This is a genomic window from Candidatus Symbiopectobacterium sp. NZEC135 (genome assembly GCF_025962695.1).
Genome location: NZ_JAGFPF010000794.1, coordinates 1 through 931, shown reverse-complemented (window position 1 = coordinate 931; position 931 = coordinate 1). Strand labels below are relative to the sequence as shown.

Below are 931 nucleotides of genomic sequence, written 5' to 3'. Positions count from 1 at the left end.
TTTAAAGGGTAAAATCGAACAGCCTGATAAATAGCCATTTGTTTTTGGTGATGCCATTTCCCTATCAGCGATAAAAATTACTTTACTAGAATCACCCGGTATCATTGAGCCAACGCTGAAAGGCGACATCAATAATACGATTTTTTCGCACAATCTTTTTGTTGATATTTTTATTTAACCGCTTACTCCCTTGCAATTTTATATACGTTCAGATTAAATACGCCGCTGTGACAAACGTAATCTCTTTTTCTCCCGCTGCCATTTAGGTGGATACCCATTTTCTACAGACATTCCCTTGCACAAGGTCTGTAAAACGGTGCCACCGTGCGTTAAAACAAGGGGGCGTTGACGGCAAAACGTTGACATTGTTTGTCTGTAGAGCATGATATTTAATCATGCTTCTTCCGCCAGTTATGGTCAATAAAACCATTTTTTCAATGGGTTGTTGCCAACAATAAAAATCCGTCTACCTTAGAAAAGACGCGTCCAATAATGCTGATGGTGCCCCATGAAAGAACTCCCCAAAATTAATCAACTCAGGAATTTTCAGGCAATCATTCGCTATGGGAGTATCAGAACCGCATCACAGGCGCTGTTTCAAACTCAGCCAGCCATGACGCGCAGTATTCAGGAACTGGAAAGAATATTGGGTGTTACCTTATTAGCCCGCGGGCCTCAAGGCATGGTATTAACCAAGATGGGCCGCATTTTTGAACCCCGAGTAGCAATGCTGCTCAACGATCTGGAAAGGGCCGTTGATGAACTGCACCAAGCCAGCCAGATATCAGAAGGCACCGTTGTGTTTGGCTGCTCACATTTGCCAGCCTTCAGCATCATGCCCGCCGTGATCAACACCTTCCAAAAAGAACATCCCACCGCCACGATTACCATCATAGAAGGGCAATTGTCTGAACTTATCACGTCGTTACGC

General features: G+C 43.9%; 1 protein-coding gene. It reads left to right on the top strand.

Features of this window, described 5'->3' with window-relative positions; genetic code table 11:
• Window positions 1–508: 508 nt before the first annotated feature.
• Window positions 509–931: LysR family transcriptional regulator (locus tag J5224_RS30505; protein WP_264628782.1), on the top strand; the 423-nt coding region annotated here is incomplete at its 3' end.